Here is a 23,853-nt window from a genome sequence, read left to right as displayed (position 1 = left end):
ATTATTTTAATTTCGCCGCCGATTCTCCAATCAATCGCAGGGTCGCTATTAGTTCCTTGTTAAGCGCGGCGGGAATCTCACTCCAAAGCGCCTCTGCCGCGCGAAAATAACGCGGCTTGATTTCCCGGATAAGTTTTTTTCCTGCGGGCGTAAGCAACAGATTAAACGCGCGGCGATCCTGCGCGCTGTCCTGTCGCTGGACCAACCCACGCGATTCAAGCCGGTCAATGAGTCCGGTAACATTGGAGCGATGCATGATGAGCTGGCGGCTGAGTTCGATCTGGCTGAGCCCGCGCGGCTGGCTGTCGAGGAGATTGAGAACATTGAATTGGCTCGGGCTCAGGTCCCAGCGCGCGAAAAAAATGCGGCTGGCATTCCAGAGGGCTTCTGAAGCGCGCAATAATTCGATTAAAGCCTGATACCGGGGACTGGAGGCGCCGCCTGCTTTCATGCGGACAGGTTAGGCGTAGATTGTTGATATGTCAACAATATTGAGGCGAGGTATTACCGCTCAAAAAAAGTAATGAATTTAGAAATCAAATTGATCAATGTTGTCTTTGTTAAAGATGAAGGGTTTGCCGAGGAGAATATTGTCGCCTTTGATTTCCATGTCACCAAGGCGTCCGGCCTTGAAGGAAGTTGCGCCGGGTTTTAATTTTCCTTTTGCCAGAGCCGTCACAGCCTCCACGGTGAGGTAACCAAGGTCCACGGTTTTCCACAGGATGACGCTTTGCGTGACGCCGTCTTTAACGTAACGGCGATTTTCGCTCGGCAATCCCAGCCCAATCACTTTGACCTGGCCGGCCTTGCCCGCTTGCTTGACAGCTTCGGCCGCGCCCGGAACCGCTGGGGAACAAATCGCCATGACCAATTTCAAATTTGGATACGTGCTCAGCAAGGCGGTGGTTTCGCTTTGCGCTTTGTCCTTGAGGTCGTCGCAAGGACGCACGGTCACGAGTTTCATTTTTGGAAATTTTTCGGCCAGGCGCGCCTCGATGTATTTGCGCCACTCGTTCATGTTTGCCGCCGTCAACGAAGCTGTGATGATGGCGAATTCGCCTTCGCCGCCCGTCAGCCTTCCGGCTTCGTCCATGAGGGTGTAACCGATACCTTCGGGAGTCGCCTGGTTGACAAAAAACGAGCGCGCGTCCGGCTCGGCGTCGGAATCGTACGTCAACACCTTGATTCCTTTTTTCTGCGCCTTGCGCAACGCCGTCGAGATGCCTTCCTTGTTTTCGCACGCGACCGCGATGCCATCCACGCCAAGGGTGATCCAGTTGTCCACGATCTCATTTTGTTTCGCCGGATCGGGGTCGGTCGGACCGTCGAACAGCAACTCGATTCCAAGTTCCTTCGCCGCCTCGTCCGCGCCTTGCTTGCAGGAAATGAAATACGCGTTGCCTTTGCTTTTGGGCATCAGGGCGATCGTCAATTTTTTCCCCGCGTTCGCATTGGGGGTATTGCTGGTGGGCGCATTGTCCGGGGACTTGCTGCAACCGGCTACGAGAACAATCCCGAGGGCGGTGATCAATGAGATGAATTTTCGCATAATATAAATAAGTTTCGTTTGGATTCGGTTGTCAAAATGGTTTCGTCAAAACGATCATGGCGACTCGCGCAAAGGCTGAGTTTCTTTGCGTCGCGCCCGCAGGAAGGCGACCAGTTGGGGCAACGCCGAACTGGATAGCGCGACAATCAGTAGCGCGCCCGTGAGCATTCCGGCCACTTCACGCGGTTGCCGCGCATGCACGAGGCCGTTATCCAATATCGCGATGGCCGCCACGCCGAGCAGGGTTCCATGCACCGAACCGACGCCTCCAAAAATATTTGTTCCGCCCAGGACAACGGCGGTGATGGCGAATAGTTCATAGCCGGACCCGGCGTCAGCCTTCGCTTGCCCGAGGCGCGCGGTGTAAATGATCGCGGACAGTGCGGAAATCACGCCCGCCAGCACATATAAAAAACCGATGCGCCGATTCACGGGTATGGCGGCGTAACGCGCGCCTTCGGGCGCAAATCCGATCGCGCGAAATGACCGCCCCAAAACGGTTCGATGCACCATCAACCAGATTGCGATTGCGATCACCAAAAATATTGGCAACTGCGCAGGCACGCCCAGCCAGCGTTCCTGTCCGAAAAATAAAAATGAATCGGGAAAATTGGTGAAGGTATCCACTCCATGAGTGATGGCTTCAGCCAGCCCACGAAATAGCGAATAGGTTCCCAAAGTCACAATTAATGGCGGCAGTTTCAATCGCGTTATCAAGCCCGCGTTCAGGCCGCCGGCGCAACCACCGATGACCAGTGTGCAAAAGCCTGCGTTCAACGGAGAGAGGCCGCCGTCCCGCCAGAGTTTTCCAAACAAGATGGCGCAAAGCCCCAGCAGCGAGCCCACTGATAAATCAATGCCGCCCGTTAAAATGATCGGCGTCATGACCAACGCCAGCAATCCGATCTCCACCGAATGCCGCACAATCTCGAAGGTGTTGTCCACGGTGCCGAATCGTTGCCCAACCACATCGAAATAAATCCATTCGAGCGCCACCACGAGCAGTAAAATCGTTTCATGCCGCAGCAATAAAATTTGCCAGCGGCTGGCTCGTTGGGATTTTGCGTTCATCAACTTGCCTCCTTTCGGTTGCGCCAGCCATCAGCAACAATCGCGAGCAGAATGATCGCACCTTGAATCGCTTTTTCCCAATACGCTTCGATGTGCAGATGGGTGAGGGCGGGGTTGATGCACGCAAGCAGGAGCAGGCCCGTGAAGACGCCCCACAAATTGCCGCGCCCGCCGGAAATGGCGACGCCTCCGACGACGGCGGCGGCAATCGTTTTTAGTTCCAGGCCGGTACCTGAATTGGGATCCACCTGCGGAGATTGCACGATATTCATCATCGCGGCGAGTCCGGTGAGCGCGCCCATTAGCACAAACGTGCCAAATGTAATCAAGCGCGGACGGATGCCTGCGAGCCGCGCCGCTTCGGCATCCGATCCGACCGCATAAATAAATCGGCCAATCGCCAGATGACGCATTCCGGTGGCTGCCAGTATTAATAGCAAAAGTGCTGCACCGATTAGCGTCCATTGTCCCGTTTGCTGGCTTAGACCGAACCATTGGACGTTGTCCGGCAGATTGACGAATTGGCCTTGGCGCAGCCAGCGCAAGCCTTCGCGCCACGTGACCATTGTCGCCAGCGTGACGACGATGGATGGCAATTTCATTCCGGCGACCAATGCGCCGTTGATCGCGCCGAGCAACGCGCCCAGTGCGACACTCACCGGCAACACCAACGCCAGTGGCCATCGCGTCGCGAGCAATCCGGCACAAACGGAACACACGGCGAATTGTGATCCCACTGAAATATCAATTTGCCGCGTCATGATAACTAGCGCCATGCCGCACGCGACGACCAGGGTGGGGGACTCGCGCGCCGACAGCGAAAGCAGGGGTTGTCCCTGATAAAATGCCGGCGCAAAAATCGCGAGCACCAGCAGCAAAACTGTGAGCGCGGCGGCAACGGAAATTTCCCGAAAGTAGCGTTTCATCCGGCTTGCCCCAGTGCGGTGGTCATGACGTTGTGTGCTTCCGTTTTGCCGGGCAACATGGCCACGATGGTTCCACCGCGCATCACGCCGATGCGGTCGCTCATCCCAAGTATTTCCGGCAGGTCGCTGGAAATCATCAGCACCGCTAGGCCATCGCGCGCCAGCTGGCGGATGAGTTTGTGGATTTCACTTTTTGCGCCCACGTCCACGCCTTGCGTCGGCTCATCGAGAATGAGCAGTTTGGGTTTCGTCGCCAGCCAGCGCGCGAGCGCAACTTTTTGCTGGTTGCCACCGCTGAGTGAACCGCCCGGCGCTTCTGGTCCCCACGCTTTGATGCCCAGATCGCGCATATAATTTCCGGCCAATTCGCGCTCGGCTTTTGGCCGCAACCAGCCGCCAGGAAAAATCCGCCGGTGAATTGCCAGGGTCATGTTTGCGGCAATGGGCATTTCGAGAATCACTCCGTGGCGGCGGCGATCTTCGGGGACATAAGCAATCCCGTGGGCAACCGCTTCCGGCGGTGAAGAAATGCTGACGCGTTCGCCGTGCAGAAAAATTTCGCCTGCATCAGCCGGCGTGAGGCCGAAGAGAATTCGCGCAAGTTCCGTCCGGCCCGCGCCGACAAGTCCCGCGAGTCCAACAATTTCTCCCGCTCGAACTTCCAGTGTGACATTTTTAATGCCAGTCAATGTGCAACCGACATTCTTCAACGATAGCAAAACGCCGCCGGGCGTGCCTTCTGCCGGTGGATATAAATGCGAAACTTCGCGGCCGACCATCAATTTGATCAGCGCAGCTTCATTGATTTCAGTAATCGGCCGTGTGCCGACACTCTCGCCGTCGCGCAATACCGTGACGCGGTCGGCGAGTGAAAAAATTTCTTCGAGGCGATGCGTTATATAAATAACACCCACGCCGCTGGCTCGCAGTTTGCGCACGACGCCGTATAAAAGTTGTTGCTCCTTTTGCGTGAGCGATGCGGTAGGCTCATCCATGACGACGATGCGCGCACCCGCGCCAAGTGCGCACGCAATCTCGACCAACTGCTGTTCAGGCATGGACAGCGTGCGCACCTCAGAATCGGGATCAATCTCAGCGCCGATCTGCTGCAATAAATTGCGGGTATTCGTTTCGCGGGCGTTCCAATCAATGCGCCGCAAACTTCGGCTGCCTTCGAGCCGCAACGCGATATTTTCCGCAACGGTCAAATCGGGAAAAAGCGCGGGTTGCTGGTAGATACAGGCGATTCCGAGCGCGTGCGCACGGGCGGGTGTCAAATGGCCAACTGATTCGCCATTGATCTCGATGCTTCCCGAATCGCGGTTATGCGCGCCGGTGATAATTTTTATCAGCGTGGATTTGCCCGCGCCATTTTCGCCGAGCAACGCATGGACTTCGCCAGCGTGCAAATTGAACGAGACACCTTTCAACGCGCGCACCGCGCCGAACGATTTGGCCACCGCCGTTAATTGAAGGAGAGATTTCAATTTGCGAAACGCTTCGTCATCGTTTTAGCAGAACCTGGCGTTCATGGCGCTTGATTTCGGTGAGCCAGTTTTCACCCACTGGCACTCCGGCTTTGGCACAATAGAAATCCCACACGGCGCCAAATGGCAAGGTTTTCAATTCCTCGATCAACGCAAGACGGCTGGTGTAATCGCCCGCGGTTTCCAGTGCGCGCAGTTCTCCCGTGGGTTCGAGCAGTGCGATCAGAAGCGCCTTTAAAACCGAGCGCGCGCCAATCACCCAGGCGGCCACGCGATTGATGCTCGCGTCGAAATAATCCATGCCGATATGGACGCGTTTCAGGTAATCACCGCGCACGAGTTCTTGCGCGATGGCGAGAAGTTCGTCGGTCAGGATAACAACATGATCGCTGTCCCAACGCACTCCCCGGCTAACGTGCAATAAAATCTGATCGAGCGAACTCAGTACCGCGGAAATTTTGTCGGCGACGGTTTCAGTAGGATGAAAGTGCCCGGTGTCGAGACAAAGTAATTTGCGGTTCCGAATCGCGTAACCAAGATAAAATTCATGCGAGCCCGCGACATAACTTTCCGAGCCGATGCCGAACAATTTTGATTCGACCGCGTCGAGATTATATTTTGAGTTTATGGACGTGGCGAAAATTGCGTCGAGCGATTCCGTCAGGCGTTCACGGGGCGCGCGACGGTCCACCGGAGTGTCCTTGTAGCCATCAGGTATCCAGAGATTCGTCACGCAAGTATTTTTGAGGGCTTTGCCAATCGCGACGCCGATTTTTCGGCAGGCGATTCCATGCGCGATCCAGAATTTTCTGATCGCGGGATCGCGATGGGTCAGGGTGAAACCATCTGCGGCTTTTGGGTGGGCGAAAAAAGTGGGATTAAAATCCAGGCCCAATCCATTTTCGCGCGCCCAGTCAATCCAGTTACGGAAATGCGCGGGTTCCAGTTCGTCGCGGCCAACCGATTTGCCATTCGTCTCCGCATAACAAGCATGAATGTTCACGCGATGCTTTCCGGGAATCAGAGATAAAGCCTTGTCGAGGTCGGCACGTAATTGTTCGGGGGTGGTTGCCTTGCCGGGAAAATTTCCCGTCACGGCGAGGCCGCCGCCCAGTTCGCTGCCGGAATGTTCGAAGCCCTGGACATCGTCGCCCTGCCAGCATTGCAGGGAGATGGGAATTTCGGCGAGCCGTTCGAGGGCGCGGCGAACATTGACGCCAAATTCTTCATAGCGTTCCTCGGCCAATGCGTAGGCACATTCAATATGTTTTTGATTCATAAATCAGCTTCCCCGCTTAAATGGATCCGGGCTGTGGAATGAGGATGCCAGATAGCGCAAAAAATGCCTTCACTAAATCGCCATCGGCTAGCATTATATTGCCAGTCACAAAACCGCCAAATTCAAGATGCTACGCACACTTAAAACGGAAGACTGGTTTAATAAGGACGGCTTTCCGATTGCCGTTGAGCGACGGCATCCACAAAAGCCATTTGGCCGCCACAAACACGATTTCACCGAGATTGTCATCATCACGGGCGGGCGCGGATTGCATGTGGCGGGCAAGGAATCATGGCCGCTGGTGGCGGGCGATGTCTTTGTCATTGGCGGACCGCTTTCGCACGATTATCAAAACCTGGAAAATCTCTGCCTCGTCAATGTGCTCTTTCGTCCGGACAAATTAAAGCTGAAGCTGCTCGACCTGGCCACCTTGCCGGGTTACCACGCACTCTTTAATCTCGAACCGATGTGGCGGCGGCGCCATCAATTCACAAGCCGGTTGCGGATTTCGCCCGGTGAATTGGCGGTAGCGATGGGGTTTGTCGAACAGCTTGACGAAGAACTGAAACGCCGTTCGGCTGGGTTTGGATTTATGGCGATGGCGCTGTTCATGCAGTTGGTGGCGTATCTTTCGCGGTGTTACGGACGTTCCAAAAATGCGAATTCGCGCGCCTTGTTAAAAATTGCCGAGGCCATTGCGCATATTGAATTGCACTCGGACCGTGATGTGCATCTCGACGAACTTGCGCAGATGGCTCGCATGTCTAAAAGGAGTTTCATCCGCGCGTTTCAAGCAGCGACGGGCAGTTCGCCAATTTCTCATTTGATCGAGCAGCGCATCCGCCGGGCCGCGGAACTTTTGCGCAAGGACGGGCAGAACATCACCGAGATCGCGTTTCAAGTTGGCTTTGGGGACAGCAATTATTTCAGCCGGCAATTTCGGAAAACCTTTGGCGAATCGCCGAGTGAATACCGGAAGCGTCAGAGTCTGCCGAACTGACACTTGACGGTTAAAGATTTTACCGAGTGAACTAGAATTTGTTCCGCCGATATGCGCCCATTTCCGGCGCCTCGGGATTTACTCCGGGGCCGAAGTAGCGTAATACCACCAAGGGTTCGACATTTGAGGCGTTTTCAAACATCACACCATTTTGCGCGGCGACTTCGGTGCAGAAAACTTCATCCTCGGTCAATTCGTGGAAGCGAATGAGCTTGGGACAATCCAGTCGCAACGAATTCATGCGGCCATTGCCCTGGACGGTAATAAGTCCATAAGCGCCGTTGTCTTTGATCGTGCACTTCACACCGGGATCAATGGTCAATTCCTTGGCGCTGAAATATTGCTGGCCGTGGACTTTGCCATAGACGATCCAGCGGTCAACAAAACCTTCGCTACGCGTATCCGCCACGGGCACCGGCTCCAGGTAATGGTTGTCCTTGAAATTCGGGTCCACATTCGCTTCCCAATCGAGTTGCTCGACGATGAAGTCCAGGTCGCGATGCTTGTTCTTCGGCATGTCTTTCACAAGCAACGCCCACGGCACTTCGCGTCCTTCCACGAGCGATTGATACATGCCGAAAACATCCGAACCCCATTGCGGTTCATACGTGCAAAGCGAACCGGGCGCGTGAAGAATAGACGGACCGATCAACCAGCCGCTGCCGGGTTTCAAGCGATAGGCGTGTGAAAGATCGAGGATGCCGTTGTCGCCCTTGTTCCAATTTTCCAGGCATTTGCGGACTTGCGCCTTGGTCGTGCCGGGCTCAAGTCCCATGAAGGTGTAGGGAAAATTATTTCCGACGTTGTTATGTTGCGGAGGAAAATAATAGGATTCCGGTTTGCCTTCCTGGCCGACGAGGCGCGCCTGTTTCGCCGATTGGTGCATGTGATGGGGAATCGGCCCCATGTTGTCAAAGAACTTGGAATAGACCGGCCAACGCTGATACTTCGCCCAGATTTTTTTTCCGACCAGCGTTTCGCCGCGTTCAGCCACGGCAGCTTGGAGGGTAAAACGATTTTTTCCGGCGACAACATAACTCAGACCTTCATCCGGCGTGCGATTGTCATTGGCGGCGGGCGTAGTCGAAGCAAACCAGCGTTCGTCAATGCCGCCGCGGTTCAAACCAAAAGCATACAAGTCGTCGGGATGCAACTTCAGGCGCTTGCCGGGCTGGAGAAAGGAGCGCGGAACCCAGCAGGGCGCGAGCCGCAAGAGGCCGCCATTTTCCGCAAGGGCGTCGTCAACGAGCGCGCCGATTTTTTTGGTGATGGTTTTAAGCTGAAGAACCGATTTCATGTTCGTGAATTACTATTTCTTTTCAAAGGCCGCCGCAGTCTCCTTGCCGCCGGATTCCAGATAGGCAATCAAATCGAGGATTTCGTCCTGAGTAAAATTGTTCATCAAGCCTTCGGGCATGGGCGAGACTTTGGATATTTGCCGCGATTGCACGTCGCTCTTTAGCACCGTGACTTTTGTTTGTTTCAACGGGTCGGTCAGCAAGACCAGATGCTGATCGTTTTCCTCGAGCAGGCGGCCGGTGACATCGTCGCCATCTTTTTTGAAGACGGTGGTATTGACGTATTGTTCGGAAATAACCTTCGACGGTTCGAGAATGGATTCGAGAATGTCGTGATGATTGAAGCGGCTGGCGATAGCCGTCAATTCTGGTCCGACCGCACCGCCCTGATTGTCGAACCGATGGCACTGAAAACATTGCGCGGCGGTGAACACTTCCTTGCCGCGCGCGAACGAGCGTCCATGCGTCACTTGATCAAGTTGCGGTTGCAGATCGGCCATGACCCATTGGCGGACAAATTTTCGGACAGCGACGGTCGGCTTTGGTTCCTCCGGTTTTTTCTCCGCGATGACGGAAGCCAGGCTGGTGCGCTCATCGGGCGTGAGAGAATCAATGGCGTCTTTGCGCATGTTCGCAATATATTTCGGGAAGCTTGAACCATCGGCGTAATCGCGGTCGGCATCGGCGAACCACTTGAGCATTGCGGCAGGATGATTCGTGCGCCCGTCGCGGTGGTCGAACCAGTTAAAATAATGTTCGTGCTGATCGAGCGTCCAATCGTTCGTCAGTTTGCGCAGGTGCAGGATATAATGGATTTGTTCCTCCTGAGTAGGAGCTTTGTCCAGCAAGGCGAGCGTTTTTTCGACGGCATCCGGCGCGTGCAGATAAATTAGCAACTCGCTCAACTCGCGATTGAGCCATTCATCATCAGCGGGATAATGCCGGTCAAGTTTGTCCATGACGAACTTCGTCATATCGGCGTCGGGATGGCCCTGGCGGATGAAACTAAGTTCGATGACGCGAAGCTTGGCGAGTTTTTGCGATTCGTCGAGGCCGTCGAGAGGGAATTTGGCGAGCGCCTGGAGAAGGGGAGTTTGTGTTTCTTTGCCACCACAACGCGCCAGCGCGAGGAGCGCGGTGAGTCCGGCGTTGGTGCGCGTCTCCGAAAGCGCGCGGTCCTGCCATTGCATGACCGGCTGGCTTTCGATGGCGATGCGCGCGGCATAACGGATGAAGCGATCGTCGCTATTCAAATAGGGCCAGGCGAATTTGATGGTCTTGGGATTTTGCTTTCCTTGAAAAGCTTCGAGCTTGTGGCGCAGTTCGCGCGCATGTTCGGCGGCTTTCAATTCGCGATGGCTTGGGACATTTTCCTCCGGCAACTTCGGACCGTCATACGTCACGCGATAGAGACCCGACTGCGTGCCGCGTCCGCCGGTGATGAAATACATCGCACCATCGTGGCCGAACTCGATGTCCGTCAAATTAAGCGGCTTGCCTTTTAAAAATGTGTCAAACGTCGCGTCGTAGGTGGCGCCTTTTGGCGTGAAATGGACTGCGAAGATTCTGCCGTAAGCCCAGTCGAGTCCGTAGAGGGCGGTTTTATATTTCTCGGGGAAGTTACTGTCCGTGCCGAATTTCAAGCCGGTCGGCGAACCGATTCCCACGTCCACCGCGCTTGGCAAACTGTCAGGATAATATTTTGGCCATTTGCCCGAGCCTTCGCGAAAACCATAATCGCCGCCGGAGACCAAATGGCAAAAACGAATCGGGCGATACCACGGCAAACCCCAGTCCCATTCCATGTCGCTGTCAAAACCAAACATTTCGCCATCGGGATTGAAAGCGAAGTCGTACGTATTGCGCATGCCGGCGCAGTAAAGTTCCCACTGTTTGCCATCTTTGTCCGTGCGCAGGATAAATCCGCCGGGAGGCTTGATGCCCACGCCGAAACCATTGCCGTCTTCCGCGCGTGGGAGAAGCTGATCTTCAGCAAAATTTTTATGCGGCGAAGTTGGCAGTATGTCGGTTGGCACCTTTGTGAAATTTCCGCTGACAATATATAGATGCTTGTCGGGGCCAAGCACGACGGCGTGGCTGCCGTGTTCGCCGCTGGCGTCCTTGATATTTTTCAGCAAAGTCACTTCATCGAATTTATCCAGATGATGATTATAATGCAGACGATACAAACCGAGCCCACTTGGTCCCTGGCCGTTCACGTAGAGGCTGTCAAAAGCGTAAAGCAATCCCATCGCGGAGCCGACCGGCAGATCAATGTTCTCAATCTTTTCGACCCGGCCTTGTTTTGAAAGAGTGACGCGCAGCAAATTTTTAACGCCTTGTTGTGGCGAGATGATCAATCGGCCTTTGGGATCAATCGTCATGCAAACCCACGAACCTTCCCAGGGCTGCGCGGAGTGGATCAGTTCCGCCTTGAAGCCGGGCAACAAAGTGAGTTGATCAGCGGGCGTCGCTTGCGGCGCGGCAAAGACATCGCCCCAAGGCTTGGTGCCGACATTTCCCAGGCTCACTACGGGAGTCCAATTTGCAGTGTCAAAATCCCGCTGCGTCCAGTTTTTTTCCTCGGTTGCCGAAGAGCGCCAGCTTGTGTCGGTGATGATCGTCTCGTGACTTCTTTTGGAAAAGGCCAGGTCGAGCGTGACGATCACGGCTGCAAGCTCGGTGTCGTTGACGCCGCGTATGGCAAGGACATTGGTGCCGCGGTGAATATCTTTGGTGACGTCCATGCTCACGGCCTTCGCCCAGCCAGACTCGTCCATTACTTTTTTGCCGTTGAGATAAATTTCCAAATGATCGTCCGCGGCGCACGAGAGGATGGCTTTTTCCACGTTGCTGCGCGCGTTGAATTCTTTGCGAAAATAGCGGACTTCGCCGGGAGCGGTTTTTGCGCCGTGATTATCGTGCCAGATCCATTGCGGCGTATCGGCGTGTGAAGTCAAAGCGAGAAACCAGAGGCCAAGCCAAAGCAGCGCGCGTTTGTATTGCAGGCGATGTGTCGTCATTGATTAAGCAGACGGGTTACAAGGTTTGTTTGTTCAAGATATTGTCGTGAGTGGAAAGAGAGCAAGCAGATTCAAGGCGTTCTTATTTGAATTCCGGTCGCGGAGCGGATGGTTTTGTTTAACCGCGCTTGCGGATTTTCTCGGCATAGGCAACGATTTGTCATGAGCAAAGATGAATTATCCGACGCGGCGCTGGTGCTGGTCGGGCATGGCTCGACGTTGAACGCGGATTCGAGCGCGCCGACTTATCAGCATGCGGATGAACTGCGGCGCGGGGAAATCTTCGGGCAGGTGATCGAATGTTTTTGGAAATTGGAACCGGGCATCACCGGGGTATTGCGTGGGGTTTTTGCGCCGCGAGTATTTGTCGTGCCACTTTTTATCAGCGAAGGCTATTTCACCGAGCAGGTGATTCCGCGCGAACTCGGGCTGTGCGAGAATGGCCAATCGGACTTTTCCCGCGTGCAACAACGCGGCGCTCAGCAGATATATTATTGCGGCCCGGTCGGCACGCACGCGAGCATGACGGAAGTTATCCTGAGCCGGGCGCGCGAGGTCGTGGAGAAGTATCCGTTTCCACGCGTGCCGAAGCCCAGGGAGACGACGTTGTTTATTGCCGGTCACGGCACGGGAAATAACGAGAATTCGCGCAAGGCCATCGAGCGGCAAGTCGAGTTGATCCGGGCGCGGGACATTTATGCGGACGTTCAGCCTTCATTCATGGAGGAGGATCCGCGCATCGGTGATTGCTATAAACTGGCGGCGACGCGGAATATCGTGATGGTACCGTTTTTTATCAGCGATGGGTTGCATTCGTTCGAGGACATTCCGCAGATGCTCGGCGAAGCTAAAAAAATTGTCGAAGAGCGGTTGAAGAATGGCCAGCCGACTTGGCGAAATCCGACGGAGAAAAATTCCAAGCTGGTTTGGTATAGCCGCAGCGTGGGCAATGAGCCGCATATCGCGGATGTGATCCTCGAACGCGTTCGTGAGATGGCCCGTTCGGCGCCTGTGGCTGCATGATATACGAGTTACTCGTTGGTTATAGTTTGCGTCCATTAATTCCGTAACAGGACGATGAAAACCATTTTCCAGTAGGGCATTATTTTCTATCTTTCCAGTTTCCAAAGCTCCCCCTATCTTACGGCGTGCACTGGCAAAAAATCACATTGGTCGGCGTTGGTTTGTTGGGCGGCTCGCTGGGGCTGGCCATCAAACAGCGCAAACTTGCGGCCAAAGTGGATGGTTATGTGCGGCGCACGGTGAGCATCGGCGAGGCGGAAAGCCTGGGCGCGGTGGATCATGCCACGCGAGATTTATTGCGCGCGGTGGAGAATGCGGATTTGGTGATACTTTGCACTCCGCTGGGGCAGTTGCGCGAGGTGGTGGAAAAGATGCTGCCAGCATTAAAAGTTGGCGCGATTGTCACGGACGTGGGGAGCGTCAAGGGCAGTGTGGTGGATGAACTGGAACCGATCGTCGCGCGGGCGGGAGCTTATTTTGTGGGAAGCCATCCGATGGCAGGCGGGGAAAAGACCGGTGTCTCGGCGGCGCGCGCGGATTTATTTGCCAACGCGGTGTGCATCGTTACGCCGACCCTTCAATCCAACAAAGACGCGGTGGGACAGGTGGAAGAATTGTGGAAGGCGCTCGGCGGGCGTGTGCTCAAGATCTCGCCTTCGCTGCATGACGACCTCGTGAGCCGGTCGAGTCATCTGCCGCATGTGGTGGCGGCGGAACTGGCGAATTATGTTTTGAGCCCGGCGCATCCAGCGGAACAGGCGACGGTTTGTGCGGCGGGTTTTCGCGACACCACGCGCATCGCTTCGGGTTCGCCGGAGATGTGGCGCGACATCGCGATTGCGAACCGCAAAAATCTAGCGCGCGTGCTCGGTGTGTTCATCGAGGACATGCAGGAATTCTGCCTGGCGCTGGAAAAATGCGATGTCAAGGCGATCGAGGAATTTTTCGAGCAAGCGAAACATCGCCGTGATCAATGGCGCGGTTCTAATTCACCTGAGTGACCCAGCGTCTTCGCGCATTTCCGCATGCCACTACCTGAACTTATTGAGATTGTGCCGTTGAACAAACCGGTGAAAGCGGAGATCACTGTGCCGGGGTCGAAGAGTATCACCAATCGCGCGCTAATTCTTGCCGCGTTGAGCCATCGGAAAACGATTCTGAAAGGCGCGCTGTGGAGCGAAGACACGCAGGTCATGGTGGATTGTTTGCGGAAGCTTGGCTTTGAAATTGAGGTCGCGCCGGATCCAAATGAATTTTGCAATCGGATCATCACGATTCAGGGCACAGCCGGGAAGATTCCCAATGGCGGCACGATTGAAAACCCGCTTGAGCTTTATGTCGGCAATGCCGGGACGGCGGCAAGATTTTTGTCCGCGCTGGTTTGCCTGGGGTGTGGAGTTTACCGGTTGTTCGGTGTGCCGCGCATGCACGAGCGCCCGCAGGCGGCTCTGTTCAATGCGTTGCGAGAGTTGAATTATAGAATTGATTCGCCGAATGATAAGTTGCCGGCGGTCATTCACGGCGCGTTCCGGTTGAAAGGCAAATGCCGGGTGAGCATTGAGGAGAGTTCGCAGTTCGCATCGGCATTGCTGCTGTGTGCGAACATCAGCGGTTGGGAAGTGGAGATCATTGGCGAGAATGCGGAAGAATCGCCATACATTGCCATGACCAGTAAATTGATTGCTGAGTTTGAAAATGTGCTGGAAGAATTTCAGATCGAACCGGACGCTTCCAGCGCGAGTTATTTTGTGGGGGCGGATCGGATTGCTCCGGGCTCGGAGTGGGCGGATGCACCGAAAGTTGATAGCCTGCTTGGCTGCCTGCAACTGCTGGGATCGGTTCCAGAAATCAAGGAAGGCGGATGGCAAGGCGAACCGCGCGAGAGCGAATTGCGCGAGAAATTAGTGAAGCAGGGCGACTCGGCAAAAGTGAAAGCGTTCGATGCTCTGCGAAATTGGAAGGGCTATTCCAATATTGAACTGCGTGGAATGGACAGTTCGTCGGGTTATCAGATAGACGCGCGCTTTCACGAATTCTGGCCGTGGCGCGAAAAGATCTCCCGGTTGACGGATCTCGGTGACAGCATCATGACCGGCATCACGCTGACTTCGCTGGGCGATAAAAGCATCCAGTTCACTGACCTTGGCCGGTTGCGCGTACAGGAATGCGAGCGTGTCCATGCGTTGCGAACCGAGTTGACGCGCTGCGGTGGCAAGGTGAATGAGGAAGGGGACACGCTGACGGTTTATCCGGCGAGACTGCACGGCGCGGAAGTCGAAACATATGGTGATCATCGCATGGCAATGTGTTTTGCCATTCTGGGATTAAAAGTACCGGGCATCAAAATCAAAGACCCGGCGTGCGTCAAAAAAACTTTTCCGAATTTTTTTCAGAAACTCGCGTCGGCTCCGCCAGCGGGTTTGGGCGCGACCATTTTGGATGCGTTGACGCGAAGGCCATTGACGATGGACGAATTGTTTGCCGATTGAATATTGAACTTTAAACTTTGAACCTTAAACTCCCCGCGTTGAATAAAAATCCGATAGTAGTAGCGATTGATGGAACGAGCGCCAGCGGCAAAAGTACCAATGCCAAGGTGGTCGCGAAGGCGCTCGGTTATGTGTATGTGGACACGGGCGCGATGTATCGTACGCTGGCGTGGTATTGCCTTCAGAAACAGATTGACCCACACGACGAAAAGGCGGTGGGCGCGCTTTGCCGCAAATGGAAGACTTCGCTGGAGTGCGTCAATAACCAGGTGCATCTGCTGGTGGATGGCTATTATCCGGCGCGCGAAATTCGCACGGCGGAAGCGAGCGCGGCGGTGTCGCACGTGGCCGCCGTACCGAAGGTGCGCGAATGGATGAAGAAGAAACAGCAGGAGTGCATCCAGTTCGGCAATCTCGTGATGGAAGGCCGCGACATCGGCACGAATGTTTTTCCGGAGACGGATTTCAAATTTTATCTCGACGCGGAATTGCACGAACGCGCGAAGCGCCGCGCCGCCGAGGGCGTGAATGAAAATCTGGCGGCTCGCGACCAGCGCGACAGCCAGCGGGCGAGCGCGCCCTTAATGATCGCGCTCGGCGCCAAGGTCATCAACAATTCGCACATGACCACCGAACAGACCAGCAACATCATCATCGAGGAAGTCCGCAAACGCCTGACGGAAAAAAATGGCGCCGGCGTTTGATTCCCGGGCGATGATCCCATGAATCCGGTTTACTTCATCGGTTGGAGTTTTTATCGCACAATTTTCGCCACGTATTTCCGCTGGCGCGTTTATCATGATGAGCGCGTGCCATTGAAGGGGTCGGTCATTCTCGCGGCAAACCACGCGAGCTTTCTCGATCCGCCGCTGGTTGGCTCGGGACTCAAGCGCGACATCAATTATCTGGCGCGAAAATCATTGTTTCGGTTTCCCGTGCTCGGATGGATTTTGCGCACCGTCAATGCCGTGCCGGTAGATCGCGATGGCGGTGGCGCGGCGGGCCTCAAAGCCATCATGGATCGCCTGCACGACGGCGGCGCGATCATTCTTTTTCCCGAAGGCACGCGCACGACGAATGGTGAATTGCAACCGGCGCGCTCCGGCGTGGGGCTCACGGTCATCAAGTCCGATGCGCCGGTGGTTCCGGTGCGGGTGTTTGGAACCTACGAGGCCTGGGGCAAGGGCGTGCGATTTCCCAAGCCGCATCGGGTCGCGGTAAAATACGGCCGGCCGATGGATTTCTCGAAACTGCGCGCGGAAGCGAAGGCGTGTTCCAAGCCGCGGCTCAAGGAAATTTACCAGGAAGTCGCCAATAAAATCATGGCGGCCATTGCCAATCTCAAGCCGGGCGAAGACGAATGATTTGTTTCGCGCCGGTCAATCGAACCCAAGATTCGCAAGGGTGGTGCTGATGGCGTTGACGATCTTCACCAGCTTGGGATGCGACTTCTCGAATTCTTCAACCGACGAGGTCATGCCCGTGAGCGACAATTTTAAAAGCTGCGGGTTTTGTTGGTCGCGAGTGGCTTCGTGGGTGGAAAGTTCGGTGAAACCGGCGATGCTTTCGGCCTGCTCGGCGTGGGTTTGAGAAAGGTTGGCGACTTCCGCTTTGAGGGTCGCAACCAACTCCTGAAGTTCGCGGCGCTTGCCGTCACTGAGGGCGTCGGTGCTTTGCAGGCGAGCTTCAATTTTTGCGAGAGTATCTTCGATCATGTGCGTAAGAAAGATAAGCGGAACCGGCGAAAATGAAAGCGGTGTTTTCAGCGGCGCCAGGGCGAGGGCGGCAATAGCGGCTCGATGTGCTCCCAGATTTGCGCGCTGACAATTTCAAGCGAGCCCACGGCATCAATTAATTTGATGCGTCCCGGTTCTTCGGCGGCGAGGGCGAGATAGCCTTTTCTCACGCGCTCAAAAAATGCCTGGTCGGCTTCTTCCATGCGGTCGCGCATGAAGGGCAGGGTGCTTTGCCGCGAGGCCAGGCGTTCCTGGCTGACTTCGAGCGGGACTTGAAATAGCAGCGTCAACGCGGGCCGAGTATCGCCCACGGCAAAATCAATCACGGTTTTGACGTGATGCAAATCGAGGCCGCGACCGTAGCCTTGATAAGCGGTCGTCGAATCATAAAACCGGTCACACAAAACGATTTCACCGGCGGCGAGGGCGGGGCGGATGGCTTCGCGCACCAACTGGGCGCGGCTCGCGTTCATCAGCAGCAACTCCGCCTCGGGAGTCATGGCCTGATTTTGCAGGCTGTGTTTGAGCGTGTGGCGGATTTCCTCGCCGATGGGCGTGCCGCCGGGTTCGCGCAAAAGCTTCACGATGTGCCCGAGCGCGCGAAGATGATTTCCAAGCATCGCGATCTGCGTGGATTTTCCGCAGCCTTCTGAACCTTCAAATGAAACCAGTAGCCCTTTCATTCTTTTGTGCGTGCGAAAGTAATCAACTGCGCTACTTCGCGGAAGCAGAAACGTCAGATTTTTTTAGGGGACGCGGAAACGCCTTGGTGAGATATTTGACGAGCGAATTGATTTGCGCATCGCTGAGCGGGCCGCCCTGGGTGGCGGTGAACGCAGGCATGAGTGTGCCGGGCTTGCCGTTGGTGATCCATTCGCGCCAATAGTTGGTGCCGATTTCCGTGTGAAGCGAGCTGAGGTCGGGAACCATCGTCGCGCGATGCTCGGCTTCGTGGCAGATGCCGCAGGTGGCGTGAAACAGCGGTTCGCCCGATTTGCCGAACGCGGGGGTGAGATGGCAGAGGACGCAGTTTTTCTTGAACACCGCCTGCCGGTCCACCGCGGCGAGTTGCTGGCCCCAAAGGCGATTTTGCATTTCCGTCGAGAGCGTGTTTGTGCCCAGCGCGATGTCCACTTCCAAATTCAGCTTGGCCGGCGCATTGGTGGAGATGACGTCTATTTCCTTGAACAAATCGCCATACTTGCCGCGCAAATCCACAATCGCCTCAAACTGCGTGGATTCCTTCGGCGCGATTCGCCAGGGATGAGTCGGTAACTGCGCGATCGTGCAGCCACAGGACGTTTTGAGGTCTTCTATGACGACTTCGTGTTTGGAAATATTGCGGACTTTGAAGACGAAGCGCGCGGTGACATCGTCCGCCTTCGCATGATTCGTTTGGCTTGGCGATTCCCATTCGAGCGGCCCGGTGGCGGCAGTCGCGATGGAAATCGAGGCCGCGAAAATGAGGACGACTTTCAAAAACATACAAATTTGCTCGGGCTCAAACTAAAGCGGAACTTTCGTTTTGACGAGAAATAGTTTTGTGCTTCGGGGATGTTTATGCTCGCTTGAGGCGTGCACCTTTAGGGGTGTCTTCGATGACCCAACCCTTGGCCTTGAGTTCATCGCGAATGGCGTCGGCGCGCTTGAAATCCTTTGCCTTGCGCGCGGCAATGCGTTGTTCGAGGAGTGCCGTCAGCTCCGCCGGAATTTCCGCTTCGGCTGGCTTGCCGATGCCCAAAACCGAATCAACCGCATTCCACGCTGCCAATGCCGAGGCGGCTTGCACGGTGGTCAATTTTTGCTCGGCGAGTTTGCGATTGGTTTCGCGCACCCATTCAAAAATCACACCCCACGCGCCGGAAATGTTCAGGTCTTCGTCCAGAGTTTCCGCAAACGCTTTCAACAATTCCGGCTCGGCATCTCCGTGTGCGCCGGTCGCGATGTCGCGCAACTTGGCAAGGCATTCGTCAATCCGCGCCAGCGACGTGCGCGCGCCTTGCAGACCTTCGAGCGTAAAATTAAAGGTCTCGCGGTAATGCGCCTGCAAAAGCAGGCAGCGGATTTCGCGCCCGGTAAAACCCTTGGCCGTCAGGTCGCCCAGCACGTAGAAATTGCCGAGCGACTTGCTCATTTTTTTGCCTTCGACCAGCAAGTGCGCGCCGTGCATCCAATGTTTCACGAACGGCTGGCCGGGCGGTTGCACCCCCGCGCCTTCGCTTTGCGCGATCTCATCTTCGTGATGCGGAAAAATCAGGTCTTCGCCGCCGAGATGCAGATCGAAGCTCGGCCCGAGCAATTTCATGCTCATCGCGCTGCACTCGATGTGCCAGCCGGGGCGGCCTTCGCCCCACGGGCTTGGCCAGAAGACATCGCCATCATCGGGCACGCGCGCTTTCCACAAGGCAAAATCCGCGACGGACTCCTTGGCGTATTCATCGCTCTTGACGCGTTCGCCGACGCGCATTTCGTCAAAATTTAATTTGAGCAACTGGCCATATTTGCAGCCGCAGCCGCGATATTTCTCGATGCTGAAATAAACCGAACCGTCCGAGGCTTTATAAGCGATGCCGCGCGTGATCAATTTTTCCACAAGCGAAATAATCTCAGGAATGAATTCCGTGGCGCGCGGGGTTTCCTTGGGCGGCAGGCAGTTGAGAGCCTTCAAATCGTCAAAGAACGCTTTTTCATATTTGGCCGTGTATTCGCGGAGGGAAGTTTTCGCGGCGCGCACGCGGGCGATGATTTTGTCTTCCACGTCGGTGATGTTCAGGACGTGGCGCACGTCGAATTTTTTAAATTCCAGGTAACGCCGCACTAGGTCGGCAAATACGAACGTGCGAAAATTTCCGATGTGCGCCGAGTCGTGGACGGTTGGGCCGCAGCAATACATTCCGACTTGCGGACCAGATGAGACGAATTCTTCCACCGTGCGCGATAGCGTGTTAAACAATCTCAAAGCCATATAATATTTGGATGCGAGAATCGTCGCGAATTCGCAAAAAATCAAGTTCATCTGGTGAGGCGCCCGCTGGCTTCGCCTGGATATTTATTGAGATGAGGGGTGGAGTACATTGGTTTCTATTGGGCTTAGGTGGGAGTGTTCGACGCTGGCTAATCTCGCCCCTACAAAACCCAGTTAATTTTCCGGCGTTGACAATTCGCCAGCCGATTGCTCTTATTCCACCCGTCTCCAAAACCAAACACATCGGCAACGTACTCAGCCGGGGGCATAATAAAATTAAGGTGGCCGGGAACCAGTTGCCGTAATGAAAAAAAGCTAATCTACAAGGTAAGTATTGCCGTCTTCACGATGACCCGATAATATCCGCCCATTCTTCGACCAGCGTGCCAGACTCCTCAAGGGGTGTGCCTTTTAACGCACATTGTGAGCACGAAAGCCGGAGTATAAAACAGAAAGCCAAATAATCAGTATGAGAACCAATAAATCCCTTCTGTCGTATTTCGCCATTGTCCTCGCGATCGTTTGTTTCGGCGTTCAACTCGCTCAGGCGACCGTCAGCGTCGTCGTTCAGCCTCAAAATCCAACCATTGATGCGGGCACGAACATCACTTTTCTCGCGCAAACTTCCGTGACCGGCGGCGAGACCATCACCGGCTATGCGTGGCGCATGTCGCCCGATGATCTTCCTCCGTTTAATTCCATTCCCGGCGCGACCAATGCGACTTTCACGATCAATAGCGCGCAAGCCACGAATTCCGGCTATTATTTTGTGGCCGTGACCTACAGTTCTGGCGGCACGAATGGATTGCAGGCGGTCAGCACGGTTTCGCAACTCATCGTTCGCGACATTGCGCACGTCATCGTCCAGCCGGTCGCCAACACGATCGCCATCACGGGCACGAATGTGGTATTGAGCATCACGGCGAGCGGCGCGACGCCGATTAATTATCAATGGCGGTTGAATTCCGGCAATTTGTCGGATAACGGACGCATCACCGGTTCCACGGCGAATGTATTGTCCATCGCCAATGCACTGACAACCGATTCCGGCAATTATGATGTGGTGGTGGCCAATGCGTTCGGTTCGAGCACGAGTCATGTCGCCGTGGTAAATGTGTATGCGCCGCCGTTCGTGAGTGTTCCGCCGGTGGATACGGCGGTGATCGTCAGCAATACCGCCGTCCTCTCCGTGGTTCCCGGCGGTTCCGCGCCGTTCACATTTCAATGGTTCGATGGCAATACGCCGCTGACCGACGGCAGCCGTATTTCCGGCTCCACAAACAGCACGCTCACCATCCAGAATGCACGGACGAATGACGACGGCAATTATAGCGTGGTCTTCTCCAATCCGGTTGGCACCGCCACGAGCGCACCGGTGACTTTGACGGTTTTGATTCCTCCCTTGATCACCAGCGCGACGAATGTCCAGGGACAGCAAGGCGTCGCGTTCAATTTCACACTGACGGCCACGGGCTCGGCGCCGATTACGTTTGGCGTGGACAGTTTGCCGGATGGACTAACCTTGGGAACGAACGGTCTCATCTCCGGCGTGCCGACGGTATCGGGTGTTTTTGACACGACCGTTTATGCCACGAACCCGGCGATCACGGTTTCGTCCAATCTCGAAATCACGCTGGTCAGCGGCGTGCCGGGCATCACCAGTTCGCTGACCAACAGCGGCCAGCAGGGAAAAGTTTTCACCTATAAAATCACCGCCAGCAATAATCCCATTTCCTTTAGCGCGGTGGGTTTGCCGCCGGGAATCAATCTCGACCCGGTCAGCGGAACCATTTCCGGGCCGTCACTTGTGAGCGGTATATATTTGGTCACGATCGGCGCGTCGAACCCCTACGGCGCCGACAGCAAAGTGCTCACGCTCAAACTGGCTTCGGACATTCCGGGCATCACCAGTGCGCTGACCGCCACCGGAGTGGAGAACGCGACCAATTTTACTTATACCATCAAGGGCAGTAACGCGCCCACGATGTTCAACGCCATCGGCCTGCCGCTCGGCTTGACCGTGAACACGAACACCGGCGTCATCAGCGGGCCGTTGTTTGAGGGCGGCACGAACAAAGTCCTGATCCTGGCGGCCAATGCCTACGGCGTCGGTTCCAACGTGCTCACGCTCGCGATTTCCTATGCGAAGATCTCGAATCTCACCATCGCCAACGTCACGGCGAATTATTCCGTGCCGTATCTGCTCGATTTCACTTTCTCGTTGCAGGACGGGACCAACGCCGTAGTGCGCCCGCCCGAACAACTCACCGTGCAATGTTTTGAAGGCGACATCATTCAAACCAACCCGGTGCCGATTCCGACGGAGACGGCGTTCATCGTCAATCGCTCCATCACCTCGAGTTCGAGCGTGAAGCAGTTGAAGACTATGTTCGTGCTGGATTACAGCTTCAGCATGTTCGTGAGCCCGGGCGCGATTTCCAACATGCAGGTATCGGTGGAAAATCTGATTGATGAAGAACCGCCTATGGCGCAATTCGGCGTGGTGGAATTCAGCGCCGATTATGTCGCGCCGATGCTCGTGACCAACTTCACGGCGGACAAAGCCGCGCTCGCGGAAGCCATCAACGGCATCCAAACCAATTTCGTGCAGGGTAATTACGGCGGCACTCGGTTCTACGATGCTCTCACGAATGCGCTCGCGCAGTTCACCGCCGCGACTCCGACAGAAGACCGTTACCTCATCACCATGTCGGACGGCAACGACGATTCGAGCCTGTTTGCTTCGCCGACGAACACCATGACGACCGGCCAGGTGATCGCCGCAATGGCGAAGAAGCTCGGCGTGAAAATTTATTGCGTCGGCTTCGGCCCGAATGCGAACACCAATGTGCTGATGGAATTGGCGTCGGACACGGGCGGCCATTATTACAGCGCGCTTTCCGGAGCGACTTTGTCGGCACAATTTGGCCTGCTGCTCAAGGACCTCAATTCGCAATACCTATTGCGTTGGGCGACGCTTCAACGCACCGGCGTCGGCTTCCAGCCCATGTTCACCGTTTCCATCGGCGGCTCTACGGCGGATTTCAATACCGATTTCAATTTCGTTCCGTTCTCGACCAACGTGGACACGAACATGATGCCGCCCGTCACCAACATCACCTTTACGAACATGAATGTGCCGCCGATTTCAAATTTCGTCGCGACGAGTTGGGCCGGGGATGTGAAGATGGGTTCGCTGTTGCTCGTGCCTGACGCGCTCACGAACGCTTCGCAATTTGTCTTGCACGCTTTCTACGTCCCGCGATTCGTGCGTGAATTGCAATTCCATTATCGCGCGAATTATCCCACCGTGCCGACGCTGCTTTCGACCAACATTGGAGACCCGCTAAACGGATGGAGTCTATCTCAAACCAACGACGGCGCGGGCGGCGAATGGCTGACCATCGCCAGCCCGAACACCAACGATCCCTCGACCAGCCTGCCGTACGGCATCATGGGCGATCTCGTATCGTTTCAATTCAATCCCGAGGCCGTCACCAATGCGAGCCTGGCGTTTTCTGAATTCGACGTGGACAACACGATTTACTCCAACCTGCCGCCCAACGGCCAGACCTTCAATCTCACCAATGGCATGAACTTCATCACGAATTATCCGCCGACGCCGCCGTTCGGCACCCCCGTGCCGTGGCTGCTCAGTTATTTCCCCGGCGCGACCAACCTCACGGATTTGGAAGTCACCAATGTTAATGGCAATGGCTTGCCCGTATGGCAGGACTATATCGCCGGCCTGAACCCGCTCGACCCGAACGCGAAGTTTTTCCTGTCGCCCATCGTCTCGCCGCAAGCGGGTGTTCCCATGCTTACGTTCCCGACGGCACTCGGGCGAACCTATCGCGTGGACAGTGCTGTGGTTCCCGGCGCGTGGACGCCGCTTCTGGACGGCATCATTGGCACCGGCGGATTGATAACTATTCCGGACAATCGAAACTTGAGCGGCGTCGGCTCGCTTTATTATCGAGTCGCGGTGTCATACCATCCTTGATTCT

19 protein-coding genes are annotated in these 23,853 nt (G+C 55.5%); 7 read left to right on the top strand and 12 right to left on the bottom strand.

All coding sequences use genetic code 11. From position 1 onward, the window contains the following. Position 1: 1 nt before the first annotated feature. The 6 genes from VH413_08385 to VH413_08360 all read right to left on the bottom strand — a co-directional run bounded on the left by VH413_08385 (position 2) and on the right by VH413_08360 (position 6,312). Positions 2–451, bottom strand: coding sequence for a MarR family transcriptional regulator (locus VH413_08385; protein ID HEX3798705.1), 450 nt, complete (start codon positions 449–451; stop codon positions 2–4). A gap of 78 nt (positions 452–529) precedes the next feature. After that, positions 530–1,549, bottom strand: coding sequence for a substrate-binding domain-containing protein (locus VH413_08380; GenBank protein ID HEX3798704.1), 1,020 nt, complete (start codon positions 1,547–1,549; stop codon positions 530–532). A gap of 54 nt (positions 1,550–1,603) precedes the next feature. After that, complete coding sequence (locus tag VH413_08375; protein ID HEX3798703.1) at positions 1,604–2,620, bottom strand: ABC transporter permease; 1,017 nt, start codon at positions 2,618–2,620, stop codon at positions 1,604–1,606. Beyond that, positions 2,620–3,546: an ABC transporter permease gene (locus VH413_08370; protein ID HEX3798702.1), complete on the bottom strand. Its 927-nt coding sequence runs from the start codon at positions 3,544–3,546 to the stop codon at positions 2,620–2,622. The genes VH413_08375 and VH413_08370 overlap by 1 nt, the downstream gene beginning before the upstream one ends. Next, complete coding sequence (locus VH413_08365) at positions 3,543–5,033, bottom strand: sugar ABC transporter ATP-binding protein (protein HEX3798701.1); 1,491 nt, start codon at positions 5,031–5,033, stop codon at positions 3,543–3,545. Before VH413_08365 ends, VH413_08370 begins: the two co-directional genes overlap by 4 nt. A gap of 16 nt (positions 5,034–5,049) precedes the next feature. After that, a complete protein-coding gene (locus tag VH413_08360; GenBank protein ID HEX3798700.1) occupies positions 5,050–6,312 on the bottom strand; it encodes an L-rhamnose isomerase in 1,263 nt (420 codons plus the stop codon). A gap of 127 nt (positions 6,313–6,439) precedes the next feature. Between VH413_08360 and VH413_08355 the strand changes: the two genes are divergently transcribed. Beyond that, positions 6,440–7,312 (top strand): helix-turn-helix domain-containing protein, encoded by an 873-nt coding sequence (locus VH413_08355; GenBank protein ID HEX3798699.1) that lies wholly within the window; start codon positions 6,440–6,442, stop codon positions 7,310–7,312. Positions 7,313–7,343: 31 nt separating this feature from the next. Here the strand turns inward: VH413_08355 and VH413_08350 are convergent, their stop codons facing one another. Together VH413_08350 and VH413_08345 are read right to left on the bottom strand one after the other, a co-directional pair. Then, entirely contained in the window at positions 7,344–8,609 is a 1,266-nt protein-coding gene (locus VH413_08350; GenBank protein ID HEX3798698.1) for a hypothetical protein, read from the bottom strand. A gap of 12 nt (positions 8,610–8,621) precedes the next feature. Beyond that, positions 8,622–11,633: a c-type cytochrome gene (locus VH413_08345; GenBank protein HEX3798697.1), complete on the bottom strand. Its 3,012-nt coding sequence runs from the start codon at positions 11,631–11,633 to the stop codon at positions 8,622–8,624. Positions 11,634–11,795: 162 nt separating this feature from the next. Between VH413_08345 and VH413_08340 the strand changes: the two genes are divergently transcribed. From VH413_08340 to VH413_08320, 5 genes are all read left to right on the top strand, one after another. Continuing rightward, positions 11,796–12,656, top strand: a complete 861-nt coding sequence (locus VH413_08340) for a CbiX/SirB N-terminal domain-containing protein (GenBank protein ID HEX3798696.1) — start codon at positions 11,796–11,798, stop codon at positions 12,654–12,656. Positions 12,657–12,781: 125 nt separating this feature from the next. After that, entirely contained in the window at positions 12,782–13,657 is an 876-nt protein-coding gene (locus tag VH413_08335; protein ID HEX3798695.1) for a prephenate dehydrogenase/arogenate dehydrogenase family protein, read from the top strand. A 24-nt stretch (positions 13,658–13,681) separates the two neighbouring features. Further along, positions 13,682–15,145: a 3-phosphoshikimate 1-carboxyvinyltransferase gene (locus tag VH413_08330; protein HEX3798694.1), complete on the top strand. Its 1,464-nt coding sequence runs from the start codon at positions 13,682–13,684 to the stop codon at positions 15,143–15,145. Positions 15,146–15,162: 17 nt separating this feature from the next. Beyond that, the gene (cmk, locus tag VH413_08325) at positions 15,163–15,849 is read left to right on the top strand and encodes a (d)CMP kinase (protein ID HEX3798693.1); all 687 of its coding nucleotides are present in this window, start codon (positions 15,163–15,165) and stop codon (positions 15,847–15,849) included. Between the two features lie 18 nt (positions 15,850–15,867). Next, positions 15,868–16,509: a lysophospholipid acyltransferase family protein gene (locus VH413_08320; protein ID HEX3798692.1), complete on the top strand. Its 642-nt coding sequence runs from the start codon at positions 15,868–15,870 to the stop codon at positions 16,507–16,509. Between the two features lie 15 nt (positions 16,510–16,524). Here the strand turns inward: VH413_08320 and VH413_08315 are convergent, their stop codons facing one another. The 4 genes from VH413_08315 to cysS form a co-directional block, all read right to left on the bottom strand. Continuing rightward, positions 16,525–16,860, bottom strand: coding sequence for a DUF4404 family protein (locus VH413_08315; GenBank protein HEX3798691.1), 336 nt, complete (start codon positions 16,858–16,860; stop codon positions 16,525–16,527). 47 nt (positions 16,861–16,907) lie between these two features. Further along, positions 16,908–17,564, bottom strand: a complete 657-nt coding sequence (gene tmk, locus VH413_08310) for a dTMP kinase (protein ID HEX3798690.1) — start codon at positions 17,562–17,564, stop codon at positions 16,908–16,910. Between the two features lie 31 nt (positions 17,565–17,595). Next, positions 17,596–18,366 carry a DUF1573 domain-containing protein gene (locus VH413_08305; protein ID HEX3798689.1) on the bottom strand — a complete coding sequence of 257 codons (771 nt, stop codon included), beginning with the start codon at positions 18,364–18,366 and terminating at the stop codon, positions 17,596–17,598. Positions 18,367–18,439: 73 nt separating this feature from the next. Further along, positions 18,440–19,846 (bottom strand): cysteine--tRNA ligase, encoded by a 1,407-nt coding sequence (gene cysS / locus VH413_08300; protein ID HEX3798688.1) that lies wholly within the window; start codon positions 19,844–19,846, stop codon positions 18,440–18,442. 469 nt (positions 19,847–20,315) lie between these two features. Between cysS and VH413_08295 the strand changes: the two genes are divergently transcribed. After that, entirely contained in the window at positions 20,316–23,849 is a 3,534-nt protein-coding gene (locus VH413_08295; GenBank protein HEX3798687.1) for an immunoglobulin domain-containing protein, read from the top strand. Positions 23,850–23,853 lie beyond the last annotated feature (4 nt).

Source organism: Verrucomicrobiia bacterium (assembly GCA_036268055.1).
Taxonomy (GTDB): Bacteria; Verrucomicrobiota; Verrucomicrobiia; order Limisphaerales; family Pedosphaeraceae; genus DATAUW01.
Note: the sequence above shows the minus strand (reverse complement) of the source record. Positions and strands in the feature narration are given on the sequence as shown.

Bases quoted from the DNA above. Each gene is read 5' to 3' on its own strand.
- VH413_08385 (HEX3798705.1), bottom strand. From the start codon at position 451: ATGAAAGCAGGCGGCGCCTCCAGTCCCCGGTATCAGGCTTTAATCGAA.
- VH413_08380 (HEX3798704.1), bottom strand. From the start codon at position 1,549: ATGCGAAAATTCATCTCATTGATCACCGCCCTCGGGATTGTTCTCGTA.
- VH413_08375 (HEX3798703.1), bottom strand. From the start codon at position 2,620: ATGAACGCAAAATCCCAACGAGCCAGCCGCTGGCAAATTTTATTGCTG.
- VH413_08370 (HEX3798702.1), bottom strand. From the start codon at position 3,546: ATGAAACGCTACTTTCGGGAAATTTCCGTTGCCGCCGCGCTCACAGTT.
- VH413_08360 (HEX3798700.1), bottom strand. From the start codon at position 6,312: ATGAATCAAAAACATATTGAATGTGCCTACGCATTGGCCGAGGAACGC.
- VH413_08355 (HEX3798699.1), top strand. From the start codon at position 6,440: ATGCTACGCACACTTAAAACGGAAGACTGGTTTAATAAGGACGGCTTT.
- VH413_08350 (HEX3798698.1), bottom strand. From the start codon at position 8,609: ATGAAATCGGTTCTTCAGCTTAAAACCATCACCAAAAAAATCGGCGCG.
- VH413_08345 (HEX3798697.1), bottom strand. From the start codon at position 11,633: ATGACGACACATCGCCTGCAATACAAACGCGCGCTGCTTTGGCTTGGC.
- VH413_08340 (HEX3798696.1), top strand. From the start codon at position 11,796: ATGAGCAAAGATGAATTATCCGACGCGGCGCTGGTGCTGGTCGGGCAT.
- VH413_08330 (HEX3798694.1), top strand. From the start codon at position 13,682: ATGCCACTACCTGAACTTATTGAGATTGTGCCGTTGAACAAACCGGTG.
- VH413_08320 (HEX3798692.1), top strand. From the start codon at position 15,868: ATGAATCCGGTTTACTTCATCGGTTGGAGTTTTTATCGCACAATTTTC.
- VH413_08315 (HEX3798691.1), bottom strand. From the start codon at position 16,860: ATGATCGAAGATACTCTCGCAAAAATTGAAGCTCGCCTGCAAAGCACC.
- tmk (HEX3798690.1), bottom strand. From the start codon at position 17,564: ATGAAAGGGCTACTGGTTTCATTTGAAGGTTCAGAAGGCTGCGGAAAA.
- VH413_08305 (HEX3798689.1), bottom strand. From the start codon at position 18,366: ATGTTTTTGAAAGTCGTCCTCATTTTCGCGGCCTCGATTTCCATCGCG.
- cysS (HEX3798688.1), bottom strand. From the start codon at position 19,846: ATGGCTTTGAGATTGTTTAACACGCTATCGCGCACGGTGGAAGAATTC.
- VH413_08295 (HEX3798687.1), top strand. From the start codon at position 20,316: ATGAGAACCAATAAATCCCTTCTGTCGTATTTCGCCATTGTCCTCGCG.